Source organism: Paenarthrobacter sp. NPDC090522 (assembly GCF_044769225.1).
Taxonomy (GTDB): Bacteria; Actinomycetota; Actinomycetes; order Actinomycetales; family Micrococcaceae; genus Arthrobacter.
The window spans coordinates 68,644-81,732 of record NZ_JBIVXL010000003.1; the positions used below are offsets into that span (position 1 = coordinate 68,644).

Below are 13,089 nucleotides of genomic sequence, written 5' to 3' on the forward strand. Positions count from 1 at the left end.
AGCATGATCGTGTGATCATGCTGCCTTGCCGGAAGTCCTGAGTCCAGAGGGTCCACGGCCTAAAGGCCGAATGTCTCGTTCAATTCGAAAGGCCCGACGACGGTAATGGTCCGGGGGGCTGCGGCGAGCTCTCGGGCGAGTTCCTGGACTTCATCCACCGTGACGGCCTTGATCCGGTCCAGGGTCTCGTCAATGTCCTGGAATTCTCCGGACACCAGTTCGGCCCTGCCCAGGCGGGACATGCGCGAGCCGGTGTCTTCCAGTGCCAGCACAATTCCGCCGCTGAGCTGGCCCACGGCCTTGCGCAATTCTTCTTCCGTGATTCCGTCTGCGGCCAACTTTTCCAGCTCCACGCCCAGGAGTTCCAGGACCTGGGTGACCTTGGACGGGGTGCAGCCGGCGTACATACCGAAGTAGCCGGCATCGGCATACGCGGCCGTGAAGGAATAGGTGGAGTAGACGAGTCCGCGCTTCTCCCGGATTTCCTGGAACAGGCGCGAGGACATTCCACCGCCCAGGACGGCATTGAGCACGCTCATCACGAACCGCCGGTCATCGGTCGCCACGATCGTGGGGCACCCCATGATGATGTTCGCCTGCTCCACGGGACGCTTGACGACGTGGAGGCCGGCCGTGCCGGTGATGACGGCGCGGTCCGTGGCACGGCGGTCAACGGGGGCGGCTTCGGTGTCCAATTGCCAGCCCGCCGATTCGAGCGCTTGCTGCACCAACTCGCAGACGACGTCGTGGTCCAAGCCGCCAGCTGCCGTAATCACAAGTTCCTCGGGGCGGTAGTACCGCTGGTAGTGCGCCCACACCGAGTCCCTGGCCACCGCTTTGATGGCGTCCGGAGTTCCACCGATGGGACGGGCCAGCGGGTGGCTGCCCAGGACGGCAGCCACGAATTTCTCGTGGGCCACATCCGTGGGGTCGTCGCTGTCCATGGCGATTTCTTCGAGGATGACGTCCCGTTCCTGCTCCAGTTCGGCGGGATCCAGGACGGCACCGGTGATCATGTCCGCGATCACGTCAATGGCCATGGGCAGGTCGGTGTCCAGGACCCGCGCGAAGTAGCACGTGCTTTCCTTGGCCGTCGCTGCGTTGGATTCGCCGCCGACTTCGTCGAAGGCCGAGGCTATTTCCAAGGCGGTGCGGCGCTTGGTCCCCTTGAACAGGAGGTGCTCCAGGAAGTGGGTAGAGCCGTGCTGGCCCTCGGCCTCATCGCGCGAACCTACTGCCACCCAGAAACCGATCGTGGCCGAACGCTGTCCCGGCATCGCTTCCGTGAGGACACGCACGCCGCCGGGGAGGACCGAGCGCCGCACGACCGAACCGCCTTCGGCGCCATGGATCAATTCTCCGCCCGGAAGCGTCTGCTGCAAGGGCAGGGGTACGACAGTCATTCAAACCTTTCAGATAAGCCGGAAGGGCCGGTGGACCTTTAAGCCCACCGGCCCCTTCAGGGTACTGCTTTGCAGACTACTCTGCGGACGCCTCAGCGGCCTCGGCCGGAGCGTCCTCGGAAGCGCTTTCTTCTTCGGCAACAACCGGGGAGAGGGACAGCTTGCCGCGGTCGTCGATCTTGGTGATCTCGACCTGGACCTTTTGGCCCACCGAGACGACATCCTCCACGTTGTCCACGCGCTTGCCGTTGGCCAGCTTGCGCAGTTCGGAGATGTGCAGGAGGCCGTCCTTGCCCGGGGTCAGGGAAACGAACGCGCCGAACGTGGTGGTCTTGACCACGGTGCCCAGGTAGCGCTCACCGACTTCCGGAACCTGCGGGTTGGCGATCGCGTTGATGGCCGAACGTGCGGCGTCGGCGGACGGGCCGTCGGTTGCACCGATGTAGACCGTGCCGTCGTCCTCGATGGAGATGTCCGCGCCGGTGTCTTCCTGGATCTGGTTGATCATCTTGCCCTTGGGGCCAATGACCTCGCCGATCTTGTCAACGGGGATCTTCACTGCGATGACGCGCGGTGCGAACTCGGAGAGCTCGTCCGGGGTATCGATCGCTGCGTTGATGACCTCAAGGATGTGGAGGCGGGCCTCGCGGGCCTGCTTCAGGGCAGCGGCCAGGACGGAGGCCGGGATGCCGTCGAGCTTCGTGTCCAGCTGGATGGCCGTGACGAACTCGGAGGTGCCGGCAACCTTGAAGTCCATGTCGCCGAAGGCGTCTTCGGCGCCGAGGATGTCAGTCAGCGCTGCGTAGCGGGTCTGGCCGTCAACCTGGTCGGAAACCAGGCCCATGGCGATACCTGCAACAGCGGCCTTCAGCGGCACGCCTGCGTTGAGCATGGACAGGGTGGAAGCGCAGACCGAACCCATGGAGGTGGAGCCGTTGGAGCCCAGTGCCTCGGAGACCTGGCGGATGGCGTACGGGAATTCCTCACGGGTGGGGAGGACCGGAACCAGGGCGCGCTCAGCGAGGGCACCGTGGCCGATTTCGCGGCGCTTCGGGGAGCCAACGCGGCCCGTCTCACCGGTGGAGTACGGCGGGAAGTTGTAGTTGTGCATGTAGCGCTTGCGCGTTACCGGTGACAACGAGTCGATCTGCTGCTCCATCTTGAGCATGTTGAGCGTGGTGACACCCATGATCTGGGTCTCGCCGCGTTCGAAGATGGCCGAACCGTGAACGCGCGGAAGAACCTCGACCTCGGCGGTGAGCTGGCGGATGTCCGTCAGGCCGCGGCCGTCGATGCGGATCTGGTCCTTGAGGATCCGCTGGCGCACAACGTGCTTGGTGACCGAACGGAAAGCAGCGGAAAGTTCCTTCTCGCGGCCTTCGAAATCTGCGGCGAGTGCGCCCAGGACTTCATCCTTGAGCTCATCCGAAGCGTTGTCGCGCTCCTGCTTGTCGGCGATCTGGAAGACGGCAGCCAGCTTGTCGGCGGCGGCAGCTTCCACAGCGGCGTAGGCGTCATCCTGGTAGTCGAGGAAGACGGGGAACTCCACCGTGGGCTTGGCGGCGCGGGCAGCCAGGTCGGCCTGGGCCTCGCACAGTGCCTTGATGAACGGCTTGGCGGCCTCAAGGCCCTCGGAAACAACCTCTTCGGTGGGAGCGGTTGCGCCCTGTTCCTTGATGAGGTTCCAGGAGTTGTCCGTGGCTTCGGCTTCGACCATCATGATCGCGACGTCGTCGCCTGCGATACGGCCGGCGACAACCATGTTGAAGACAGCGTTCTCCAGCTGCGAGTGCTTGGGGAAGGCCACCCACTGCGAACCCTGCTCGTCGGCGATGAGGGCAACGCGGACGCCACCGATCGGGCCGGAGAACGGCAGGCCGGAAAGCTGGGTGGACATGGAGGACGCGTTGATGGCAACGACGTCGTAGAGCTCGTCCGGGTTGATGGCCAGGACGGTGACCACGATCTGGACTTCGTTGCGGAGGCCCTTGACGAAGGCCGGGCGCAGCGGGCGGTCCATGAGGCGGCAAGCCAGGATGGCTTCGGTGGATGGACGGCCTTCGCGGCGGAAGAACGAGCCCGGGATGCGGCCCGCGGCGTACATGCGCTCTTCGACGTCCACCGTCAGCGGGAAGAAGTCGAAGCCTTCACGCGGCTGCTTGCCCGCAGTGGTGGCGGAGAGGAGTGCGGTGTCGTCGTCGATGTAGACCATCGAAGCGCCGGCGGCCTGCTTGGCAAGGCGGCCGGTTTCGAAGCGGATGACGCGCTTGCCGAAACGGCCGTTGTCAATGATCGCTTCGGAGAACTGGATTTCGGGACCCTCCATGAGAGTCACCTCCGTTTCTGTTAGCGGAAGTCCGCCGCATCAACCCAGGCCCCTTCTTTATTACTGGCCTGTACTACACCCGGTCATCGATCGAGACCCACGGGCTGCACCGTCTCCGGCGCCCATCCCGGGAATCACTACCGAGGACCGCGAATGCGCGATGCGGTTGATTCCTGATTTTAGTTGTTGAAGAAGGCGGCCCGTTCCGCGAGGGACCGGGCCGCCCGAAAGGCAGACTAGCGGCGCAGGCCGAGACGCTCGATGAGCGAACGGTAGCGGGCGATGTCGGTGTCCTTCAGGTAGGAAAGCATGCGCTTGCGGCGACCAACCAGTGCGAGCAGGCCGCGCTGGGTGTGGAAGTCGTGCTTGTGCGCCTTCATGTGCTCAGTCAGATCCTTGATCCGCTGGGTCAGGACTGCAACCTGGACCTCGGGCGAACCGGTGTCGCCTTCAGAGGTTGCGTATTCCTTGATGATGGACTGCTTTACAGCGGCGTCAAGTGCCACGTGAACTCCTAGAGTTGTGCCGTGCTTCCCGATGCAGCAATTCGCTGACGGGTTGCTTCCAGTGCGTCACCGCACATAAAAACAGGTCCAGCTGCCACGGACTGCGGCCGGAACCATTCATCAGTTTACCGGCAGGTCAGCAGTGTTGTCGAAAACGCTAGCCCTGGGCCAAAAGCTCGTGGGCCTGGGCAACGTCGAGGTTCATCTGTTCCACCAGCGCTTCCGGCCCCCGGTAGGCCACCATGCCGCGCAGTCGCTGGGTGAATTCCACTGCCACGGTCTGTCCGTAGAGGTTGAAATCCTCCACTTTCTCGTGCGGACGATCTATCACGTGGGCCTCCACCTGCCGGCTCACGCCGTCGAAAGTGGGGTTGGAACCAACGGAAATCGCAGCCGGCCACCGGGTGCCCGCCTGGTCGATCAGCCACCCCGCGTAAATCCCGTCAGCCGGTACGTAGCCGGTGGAATCGTGGGCCAGGTTGGCCGTGGGGAAGCCAAGGTCACGGCCGCGTGCGGCACCATGGACCACTTCACCCCGCATGCGGTGCGGCCGGCCCAGCACTGCGGCCGCCGTGACGACGTCGCCCTCGGCCAGGGCATCACGCACCCAGGTGGAGGAACAACGGCGGTCGGCATCGCCGTCGTGATGCACCGGGAAGCCTCCCGCGCCGAACTCGTTGACCACCTGCACGCTGAAGCCCAACTCGTCGCCGAGTTCCTGCATAGTGTCCACGTCGCCCACGTTGCCCGCACCGAAGCGGAGATCGTGCCCCACCACCACGTGGGCTGCGCGAAGGCCGTCCACCAGGATGTCCCGGACGAACTCCAAGGGAGTCATCGCCGCAAGGTCAAGCGTGTACTTCATGACCAGGACGGCATCCACGCCCGTGGAGCCAAGGGCATCGAGCTTGTCCTGAAGGCCCATAATGAGCTCCGGCGCGGACTCGGGCCGGTGCACCTGCGCCGGATGGGGATCGAAGGTGACGGCAACGGCAGGAATGCCATGGTGCTTGGCTGTCCGGGTCAGTTGGGCGAGAACGTGCTGGTGGCCCCGATGGACGCCGTCAAAGTTTCCGATGGTAACGACAGTCGGTCCGAAGTCCGCGGGGACTTCGGTGGGATCGTTCCAGATGTGGACCATCAACCTCGCCTTTTACTGCTGATTTTCGTTGCACCCGGCAACCATCCGGCGCCGGAACATTCTAAGGTTACCCGCAATGCCCCACTGCTGAGGGACGGTCGCGGATCAGGAGGGCCGGCGGCGGTTCAGCCAGAGCAGGCCCAGCACGGGAAGGACCAAGGGGACGAAACCGTAGCCGCGGCCGAAGAGGGACCACACAGTATCGTGCGGGAACGCCACCGGATCGAAGAGGCTCACGGCCCCCACCACCAGGACGCCCACCAGTTCCACCAGCACGGCGGCCAAGGACACCTTGAACCAGGTGCGTCCGGGCTTGGCCAGCGAGATGGTGGCCACGATGTACACGAGGGCAGCAAAGGCGGAAAGGATGTGCGCCAAGGGCGCCTCGGAGAACTTGGTGGCAATCTGGTACCCGGCACGGGCCGTGGCCGAGAGGGCAAAGACGGCGTAGACCGCGATCAGCAAACGGCCCGGACCCGTGTTGCGGGTGTCCTTCTTCTGCTTTCCGGAGGCTTCGGTCTCGGTTCCAGTCACGTTGTGTTCTTCTTTCAAGGTCAGTACCAGATCTGGTTCATGCGCGCGGCCATGACCAGGGCGGTGACGCCCACGGCAGCCAGGACAAAGTTGCTCCACCGGGTTCTTTCAAGGATGGACCAGTACACGGCACCCAGCGGGATCATGAGCGCGGTGATGAGGTAGCCCCAGAATTCCCAGGGCTCCCCCGCCATCTGCTCCCCCAAGGCCACCCGGACGATCGAGCCAACGAGGTACACCAGCAAAGCGACTTCGACGGCCAGCACCGAAAAGATGGTGACGTCATTGGGGGCCTTCTTCAACAGGCCTGCCACCACGCACGTGATGGTGGAAACCAGCCCGACGATCAGGATGGAGTAGAAATACCAGTCCATGGTTAGTTGTCCGACCCCGTTCCGGCGCCGGCACTTGTTCCCTGGCCCGTTCCCGGCGCGAAGACCAGCACCGGCTTGGCGAAACTCCCTGTATCAGCCAGGAGCGCAACAAGCTCTCCCGACGGCGCGAACGCTGCGGCAGGATTCTCCGAGGTAGCAGCCGCAGCCGTTCCGGCGCCCGGGCCGGCAGCAATGCGGCGGCCGAACGAAATCTCAGTGGTTTCGTCCTCGGTGAGGTCGCGGTTAGGCATCAGGGCGCGTGCCGCGACGGACATCTCCAGCACATCCAACTCTTCGGCGAGCTGCTCAAGCGTGTGGGCCTGCCCAATGCCGTACGGACCAACCTGCGTGCGCCGGAGGGCCGTCAAATGGCCGCCCACGCCCAAGGCGTTACCGAGGTCGCGGGCCAACGCCCGGATGTACGTTCCGGAAGAACATTCCACGGTGACGTCGACGTCCACTACCCTGCCGCCGTCGATCCTTTCGATGCCGTGGACCTCAAAACGGTGGATGGTCACCGGCCGGGCGGCCAGCTTTACTTCCTCGCCGGACCGGACGCGGGCGTACGAACGCTCGCCGTTGACCTTGATGGCGCTGACACTGCTGGGCACCTGCTGGATGGGTCCGGTCAGGGCAGAAACACCTGCAGCGATCGCGTCGTCGGTGACGTCCGCGGCGCTCCGTGCCTCAGTGACGTCGCCTTCGGCGTCGTCCGTGATGGTGCTTTCGCCGAGCCGAATGGTGGCGGTATAGGTCTTTGACGTGCCCACGATGTACGTCAGGAGGCGCGTGGCCTTATTGATGCCAAGGACGAGGACCCCGGTAGCCATGGGGTCGAGCGTGCCGGCATGGCCCACTTTCCGGGTACCGGCCAGCCGCCGCATCCGTCCAACCACATCATGGCTGGTCCATCCCTGCGGTTTGTCAACGATCACCAGTCCAGAAAGCACGCTTACCAGTATATGGGTGGCTAGGATGGCTCCCATGCCTGAGCTTGCCGAGCACGTCCGCGACGTCCCCGTGAACCAGATCCGCGAAATCACCGAGGCGGCGTGGTCCACTCGCGGCGCGATCGTCCTGAGCATCGGCGAACCCGGGTTTCCGCTGGCCCGGCACGTCCTGGATGCCGGAATCGCCTGCCTCGACCGGGATGAGACCAACTACACTCCCAACGCCGGAATCCCGGCACTGCGCGAAGCGTTCGCCGCAAGGTTCCGGGCGCAGCAGCACGTGGACGTCCAGGCGGACCGCGTCTACGTGGTTGATGGCGCCCAGCAGGGCCTGCACTTCGTGATGAGCATGCTGCTCTCCCCCGGCGACGAGATCCTGATCCCCAATCCCGGCTACCCCACGTTCGCCATGACGAGCCACCTCCTGCATGCGGAACCCGTGCATTACCCGCTGTATCCGGAGAACGACTTCCAGCCGCATATCGAGGACATCGAGGCACTCATTTCGCCGCGCACCAAGGTCCTGATGCTGAATTCGCCCTCCAACCCCTTGGGCGCGGTGATCAGCGAGGACGCGATGCGCCTGCTGGTGGAACTGGCTGCCAAGCATGACCTGTGGGTCATCTCGGACGAATGCTACGAGGCCTTCACCTTCGACGTACCGCACGTGAGTCCGGCCCGCTTCGACAGCGATGTTCCGGGCAAGGCCCGCGTCTTTACGTCACTGACCCTCTCCAAGACCTACGGACTCACGGGCCTCCGCATTGGCGCGCTGGTCTGTCCTCCAGGCTTGGAGAAGACCATGAACAACGTCATGGAGTCGATCGTCTCCTGCGTCGCTTCACCATCCCAGTACGCGGCCTTGGCGGCTTTGACCGGCCCCCAGGACTATGTCGAAGAAGCGCGCAGGCACTACCGGGGAAACCGTGACGCGGCCTCGGCCATCCTTGCGGCCAAGGGAATTCCGTTCCTGGGAGCCCAGGGCGCCTTCTACCTGTGGGCCGATGTGTCCCATGTGAGCGGCGGCAACGTCCGGGCCTGGGTGCGCACCTTCCTGGCCGAGTCCGGCGTCGCCTTCGCACCCGGGACGGCTTTCGGGTCCATTGGCGAAGGCTGGATCAGGGTTGCGTTGTGCGGCAGCCAGGCGGACCTGCTCGACGGCGTCCGTCGCCTGCCTGCCCGGGCGTAAGTGGCGCCGGGCTGCTGAACCGGGACGCCGCCGTCGAGCCTTCAGTAGTCGGTGCGTCCGGCATTCCGCCGCCACGCGTCGAATGGCGAGTCGGCTGAGGCCAGCGGCGAATGCTCCACGGGGAGCAACCCAGGGCGTTCGCCCGCAAAGTATTCATAAAACAGGGCGTCGTCGAAGCCTGCACGCGCGGCACCGTGCCGGTCCGCGGCAAAGTACACCCGCCCGATCCTGGCCCACAGGGTGGCGGACAAGCAGAGCGGGCACGGTTCGCAACTGGCATAGAGCACCGAACCACTGAGATCGAACGTTCGGGTCTCCGCTGCTGCGCGGCGGATCGCCACGACTTCCGCGTGGGCGGTGGGATCGTTGTCCCGGGTGACACGGTTCACTCCCTCATGCACTGTGCCGTCCGGCGTCACCACGACGGCGCCAAATGGACCACCGCCGTCGGACACGTTCCGGACGGCAAGCCCGATGGCACGTTCAAGGTATTCGTTCCGCTGCTGGTCACTGTGAGCCGACATGCACTGATCTTAGCGATGCCGGGCAGCAGAAAGGCCGGCTCCCTGCACGGGGAACCGGCCCTTGGATGCTGCTTGCTAGCGGTTGGCGTCCTCGTCGAGGTCGTCGTCGTCGGAGAGGTCCGTGTCCTCTTCGTCGAAGTCGTCTTCGTCGATCTCCTGCGCGGAGTCGCCCTTGTAGGGATCGGCCTCGCCCGCGTGCTTTGCCCCGGCAGCCAAGGCGGCTACTTCGGCGTCGCGGCGCTTGGCCTCGCGCAACAGTTCCTCAAGGTTCGAGGCGTTGACCGGAATCTGGTCGGCCACGAACTCGAGGGTGGGGGTCAGCCGCACCGTGATGTTGCGGCCGACTTCCTGCCGCAGGACACCCTTGGCCTTCTCCAAGGCCTTTGCGGCATCCGTGTGGGCAACCTCGTCGCCGAACACCGTGTAGTAGACGGTAGCGTGCTGGAGATCGTTGGTGACGCGGGCGTCGGTTACTGTGATGGGCTCGACGCGCGGATCCTTGACCCGACGGCCGAGTGCCTCGGCAACCACCACCTTGATCCGTTGTGCCAACTTGGCAGCGCGTGCCGGATCAGCCATGACTTCCTCCTGGAAAGTAGAAACGGGAACGGAACGGGCCCGCCGGGACAACCCTGGCGGACCCGCTCCGAACGGAACCTAGACGCGCGGCTTCTCGCGCATCTCGAAGGTCTCGATGATGTCGCCTTCGGCGATGTCGTTGTACGAGCCCAGGCCAATACCACACTCGAAGTCGGTACGGACTTCGGTGGCGTCGTCCTTGAACCGCTTGAGGGTCTCGACGGTGAGGTTGTCACCGATGACCTTGCCGTCGCGGCTGACGCGTGCCTTGGTGTTACGGCGGATGATGCCCGTGCGGACGATCGAGCCGGCGATGTTGCCGAACTTGGAGGAACGGAACACTTCGCGGACCTCGGCGGTGCCCAGCTGGACTTCCTCGTACTCCGGCTTGAGCATGCCCTTGAGGGCCATCTCGATGTCATCGATTGCTGCGTAGATGACGGAGTAGAAGCGCATGTCCACGCCTTCGCGGTCGGCCAGTTCGGCCACACGCTCGGCAGGCTTGACGTTGAAGCCGATGATGATGGCGTTGTCCACCGTCGCCAGGTTGACGTCGTTCTGCGTGATGGCACCCACACCGCGGTGGATGACACGGAGCTGAACGTCGTCGTCTCCCACGTCGATCTTGAGCAGGGCGTCTTCGAGGGCCTCCACGGCACCGGAAACGTCACCCTTGAGGATGAGGTTGAGGGTGTCGATCTTGCCTTCGGCGACTGCCTGGTCGAAGTCTTCCAGGCTGATGCGCTTGCGGCGCTTGGCCAGGGCAGCGTTGCGGTCCGCAGCTTCACGCTTCTCGGCGATCTGGCGGGCAGTACGCTCGTCCGGCGTTACCAGGAAGGTGTCACCTGCACGCGGCACGTTGGACAGGCCGAGGACCTGGACCGGGCGGGACGGCAGGGCGACATCGAGTGCCTCGCCGTTCTCGTCGAACATCGCACGGACACGGCCGTGGGCCGTGCCGGCAACGATCGTGTCGCCGACGGCCAAGGTACCGGACTGCACCAGGACGGTGGCCACGGAACCGCGGCCCTTGTCCAGGTTCGCTTCGATGGCAATGCCTCGAGCGTCCTTGTCCGGGTTGGCACGCAGGTCCAGGGCAGCGTCCGCGGTGAGGAGGACGGCTTCGATAAGTTCGTCGATGTTGAGGTTCTGGCGGGCAGAGACCTCCACGAACATGGTGTCGCCACCGTATTCCTCAGGAACCAGGCCGTACTCGGTCAGCTGGCCCTTGACCTTGTCAGGGTTGGCGCCTTCCTTGTCGATCTTGTTCACGGCAACCACGATCGGCACCTCTGCGGCCTGGGCGTGGTTCAACGCTTCAACCGTCTGCGGCATGACGCCGTCGTCGGCTGCGACAACCAGGATCGCGATGTCGGTGACCTTGGCACCACGGGCACGCATGGCGGTGAACGCCTCGTGACCCGGGGTATCGATGAAGGTGATGTCGCGCGGAGTGCCCTCGTGGACGTGGCTGATCTGGTAAGCACCGATGTGCTGGGTGATTCCACCGTGCTCGCCGGCCACAACGTTGGAGTTGCGGATGGCGTCAAGCAAGCGGGTCTTACCGTGGTCAACGTGGCCCATGACGGTCACTACCGGCGGACGCGCCTCAAGGACGTCGTCGCCTTCGGCATCCAGTTCACCCTGGAGGTCGATGTCGAACGAGTCGAGCAGTTCGCGCTCTTCGTCTTCCGGCGAGACAACCTGCAGCTTGTAGCCGAGTTCGGCACCGAGCAAGGCGAAGGTGTCTTCGTCGAGGGACTGGGTAGCCGTTGCCATTTCACCGAGGTGGAACAGCACGGTCACCAGCGAGGCCGGGTTGGCATCGATCTTCTCGGCGAAGTCGGTGATGGAGGAACCACGACGCAAGCGGATGATCGTCTGGCCATCGCCGCGGGGTACGGTTACGCCGCCCAGCGACGGAGCGCTCATCTGCTCCAGTTCCTGGCGCTTTGCGCGCTTCGACTTGCGCTGCTTGCCACGGCCTGCGCCGCCCTTGCCGAAGGCACCCTGGGTGCCACCGCGACCGCGGCCACCCTTGCCGAAGCCACCGCCGGCGGGAGCTCCGCCACCGGTGCCTCCACCAGGAGCGCCACCCGGACGGCCGGGACCACCCGGACGGCCGGGGCCACCGGGACGGCCACCCGTGGGGGCCGGACGCTCAGTGCGGTTGGGCATCATGCCCGGAGTAGGACGGTTTCCGCCAGGGCCACCGCCGGGACGCGGAGCTCCCGGGCGGGGAGCGCCGGGACGCGGAGCACCGGGACGCGGGCCACCGGAACCGGCTGCCGGACGGGGACCGCCTGCACCGGCCGCGGGACGCGGACCACCGGGGCGTTCGCCTTCAGTGCGGCCGCCCGGACGGGGCATGCCCTGGGACGTTGCAAACGGGTTGTTGCCCGGACGCGGCGGACGCTCGCCATCGCCACCACGGCCGCGGGGCATGCCCTGCGAGGTGGCGAACGGGTTGTTTCCGGGGCGCGGACCACCGGGGCGTGGAGCCTGGCCGCCGCCGGAACGTCCCTGGGCCGGGGCGTCTGCCTTGGGAGCAGGACGGGCACCGGGCTTTGCGGACACCGGCGTGGAGGCTGCCGGAGCAGCCGGGGCTGCCGGTGCTGCGGGAGCCGACGGGGCGGGAGCAGCAGGAGCTGCCGGGGCCGCCGGAGCCGAAGCGGCCGGAGCCTTGGGGGTTGCCGGACCCGGAGCCGGAGCGGCCGGACGGGACGGAGCCGGCGCTGCGGGACGGCTTGCAGCGGGGGCGGCGGGTGCTGCCGACTTTGCGGCACCTGCACCCGGGTAGGCGTCGCGAAGCTTCTTCACGACGGGGGCCTCAATGGTTGAAGAGGCGGAGCGAACGAATTCGCCCAATTCCTGCAGTTTGGTTACTGCATCTTTGGAAGTGATACCGAGCTCTTTGGCGAGCTCATGTACGCGGACCTTGGCCACATTTCTCCTGTCTCGGTCCGCACCGAGCCAGGCACGAACCGTCTACTTCTTACTGCGGGCCCTTGCCGCTTCCACGGCGGAAAGGCCCTTTGCAGAGCGCAACAAAGTTGTCATCGTTACGCACTCATCGCTGGGAACTCATCGGGTTTCCATCAGATTTCTGACCCGCTTTCAGGTTTGGACGGTTTTCCCGTGGCGGCCGGAGCCTCCACAAGTGGCATGCCGGACATGAAACGGCGTTCGACGGCGGTGGTTTCGGTTACGCCCGCAAGGGCCCTCCCGAAAGCGCGCCGCTTGATCGCCAATGCCAAGCACTTTTCGTTGGGGTGCAGCCACGCACCCCTGCCGGCCATCCGGCGTCGTTCATCCACTACGACAACGGGAGAACCGCTGCCCTGGGCGACCAGCCGGACAAGCTCGGACCGGGAGCCATGCTTCCGGCATCCGATACAGGTGCGCACGGGCCCAGCCGCGTGGCCATCGCCGTGCTCAGGCAGTTCAGCCACGATGTGTCCCACAGCTGCGCATGCCCCTCTACGAACGGATACCGGACGTAAGCCCGGTTCCATCTATTCTAGCCCCCTGCCCCTGACAGCCGAAACCGAGGGTCGGTCCAG

At 65.1% G+C, this 13,089-nt stretch carries 12 protein-coding genes; 1 reads left to right on the forward strand and 11 read right to left on the reverse strand.

The window, feature by feature from the left end; all coding sequences use genetic code 11:
- Positions 1 to 59: 59 nt before the first annotated feature.
- The 7 genes from ACIQT2_RS04260 to truB form a co-directional block, all read right to left on the reverse strand.
- Positions 60 to 1,403 carry a M16 family metallopeptidase gene (locus tag ACIQT2_RS04260; protein WP_402943893.1) on the reverse strand — a complete coding sequence of 448 codons (1,344 nt, stop codon included), beginning with the start codon at positions 1,401 to 1,403 and terminating at the stop codon, positions 60 to 62.
- Between the two features lie 76 nt (positions 1,404 to 1,479).
- Positions 1,480 to 3,729, reverse strand: coding sequence for a polyribonucleotide nucleotidyltransferase (locus ACIQT2_RS04265; protein ID WP_402943895.1), 2,250 nt, complete (start codon positions 3,727 to 3,729; stop codon positions 1,480 to 1,482).
- A 236-nt stretch (positions 3,730 to 3,965) separates the two neighbouring features.
- Entirely contained in the window at positions 3,966 to 4,235 is a 270-nt protein-coding gene (rpsO, locus tag ACIQT2_RS04270; protein ID WP_387433932.1) for a 30S ribosomal protein S15, read from the reverse strand.
- A gap of 157 nt (positions 4,236 to 4,392) precedes the next feature.
- The gene (locus ACIQT2_RS04275) at positions 4,393 to 5,376 is read right to left on the reverse strand and encodes a bifunctional riboflavin kinase/FAD synthetase (RefSeq protein WP_402943899.1); all 984 of its coding nucleotides are present in this window, start codon (positions 5,374 to 5,376) and stop codon (positions 4,393 to 4,395) included.
- A gap of 105 nt (positions 5,377 to 5,481) precedes the next feature.
- Positions 5,482 to 5,928 carry a hypothetical protein gene (locus tag ACIQT2_RS04280; RefSeq protein WP_402943902.1) on the reverse strand — a complete coding sequence of 149 codons (447 nt, stop codon included), beginning with the start codon at positions 5,926 to 5,928 and terminating at the stop codon, positions 5,482 to 5,484.
- Between the two features lie 2 nt (positions 5,929 to 5,930).
- Positions 5,931 to 6,284: a hypothetical protein gene (locus ACIQT2_RS04285; protein ID WP_400331445.1), complete on the reverse strand. Its 354-nt coding sequence runs from the start codon at positions 6,282 to 6,284 to the stop codon at positions 5,931 to 5,933.
- Positions 6,285 to 6,286: 2 nt separating this feature from the next.
- On the reverse strand, positions 6,287 to 7,234 hold the full coding sequence (gene truB, locus ACIQT2_RS04290) for a tRNA pseudouridine(55) synthase TruB (protein WP_400331442.1): 948 nt from the start codon (positions 7,232 to 7,234) through the stop codon (positions 6,287 to 6,289).
- Between the two features lie 34 nt (positions 7,235 to 7,268).
- Between truB and ACIQT2_RS04295 the strand changes: the two genes are divergently transcribed.
- A complete protein-coding gene (locus tag ACIQT2_RS04295; RefSeq protein ID WP_402943905.1) occupies positions 7,269 to 8,423 on the forward strand; it encodes a pyridoxal phosphate-dependent aminotransferase in 1,155 nt (384 codons plus the stop codon).
- A gap of 41 nt (positions 8,424 to 8,464) precedes the next feature.
- Here ACIQT2_RS04295 and ACIQT2_RS04300 read toward each other — a convergent pair whose 3' ends face one another.
- The 4 genes from ACIQT2_RS04300 to ACIQT2_RS04315 all read right to left on the reverse strand — a co-directional run bounded on the left by ACIQT2_RS04300 (position 8,465) and on the right by ACIQT2_RS04315 (position 13,041).
- On the reverse strand, positions 8,465 to 8,947 hold the full coding sequence (locus ACIQT2_RS04300) for a nucleoside deaminase (protein WP_402943907.1): 483 nt from the start codon (positions 8,945 to 8,947) through the stop codon (positions 8,465 to 8,467).
- 75 nt (positions 8,948 to 9,022) lie between these two features.
- Entirely contained in the window at positions 9,023 to 9,526 is a 504-nt protein-coding gene (gene rbfA / locus ACIQT2_RS04305; protein WP_402943910.1) for a 30S ribosome-binding factor RbfA, read from the reverse strand.
- Positions 9,527 to 9,604: 78 nt separating this feature from the next.
- Positions 9,605 to 12,472, reverse strand: coding sequence for a translation initiation factor IF-2 (infB, locus tag ACIQT2_RS04310; RefSeq protein ID WP_402943913.1), 2,868 nt, complete (start codon positions 12,470 to 12,472; stop codon positions 9,605 to 9,607).
- 152 nt (positions 12,473 to 12,624) lie between these two features.
- A complete protein-coding gene (locus ACIQT2_RS04315; protein ID WP_400331428.1) occupies positions 12,625 to 13,041 on the reverse strand; it encodes a YlxR family protein in 417 nt (138 codons plus the stop codon).
- Positions 13,042 to 13,089: the final 48 nt, after the last annotated feature.

What these genes read in the sequence shown, in the direction of transcription:
- ACIQT2_RS04300 (WP_402943907.1), bottom strand. Translation starts at nt 8,947, where the DNA reads ATGTCGGCTCACAGTGACCAGCAGCGGAACGAATACCTTGAACGTGCC.
- ACIQT2_RS04275 (WP_402943899.1), bottom strand. Translation starts at nt 5,376, where the DNA reads ATGGTCCACATCTGGAACGATCCCACCGAAGTCCCCGCGGACTTCGGA.
- ACIQT2_RS04295 (WP_402943905.1), top strand. Translation starts at nt 7,269, where the DNA reads ATGCCTGAGCTTGCCGAGCACGTCCGCGACGTCCCCGTGAACCAGATC.
- ACIQT2_RS04260 (WP_402943893.1), bottom strand. Translation starts at nt 1,403, where the DNA reads ATGACTGTCGTACCCCTGCCCTTGCAGCAGACGCTTCCGGGCGGAGAA.
- ACIQT2_RS04315 (WP_400331428.1), bottom strand. Translation starts at nt 13,041, where the DNA reads ATGGAACCGGGCTTACGTCCGGTATCCGTTCGTAGAGGGGCATGCGCA.
- ACIQT2_RS04265 (WP_402943895.1), bottom strand. Translation starts at nt 3,729, where the DNA reads ATGGAGGGTCCCGAAATCCAGTTCTCCGAAGCGATCATTGACAACGGC.
- rbfA (WP_402943910.1), bottom strand. Translation starts at nt 9,526, where the DNA reads ATGGCTGATCCGGCACGCGCTGCCAAGTTGGCACAACGGATCAAGGTG.
- ACIQT2_RS04285 (WP_400331445.1), bottom strand. Translation starts at nt 6,284, where the DNA reads ATGGACTGGTATTTCTACTCCATCCTGATCGTCGGGCTGGTTTCCACC.